At 36.1% G+C, this 216-nt stretch carries 1 protein-coding gene; it reads left to right on the top strand.

Annotation, left to right across the window (positions count from 1 at the left end):
• A partial coding sequence (locus V6256_RS15865; protein WP_341599171.1) for a glutaredoxin domain-containing protein occupies positions 1-187 on the top strand: 187 nt, incomplete at its 5' end.
• Between the last annotated feature and the right edge of the window lie 29 nt (positions 188-216).

Genomic DNA, 216 nt, shown 5'->3' with positions numbered 1-216 from the left:
ATTGGAACATAAGCAAGTTAGCTACGATGAAATCGATGTATCTGATGGTTCACTTCGTCGTAATTTGACAAAATTTACCGGTGGCACAACGGTTCCACAAATCATTATCAATGGTACTCCGATTGGTGGCTGTGATGAATTATATGCACAAGAACGTGCTGAAAAACTGGATGAGCTATTAAGCTAGTTTATAAAACTCAAAATATAAATTTAAGG

Source organism: Psychromonas aquatilis (assembly GCF_038155185.1).
GTDB lineage: Bacteria > Pseudomonadota > Gammaproteobacteria > Enterobacterales > Psychromonadaceae > Psychromonas > Psychromonas aquatilis.
Note: the sequence above shows the minus strand (reverse complement) of the source record. Positions and strands in the feature narration are given on the sequence as shown.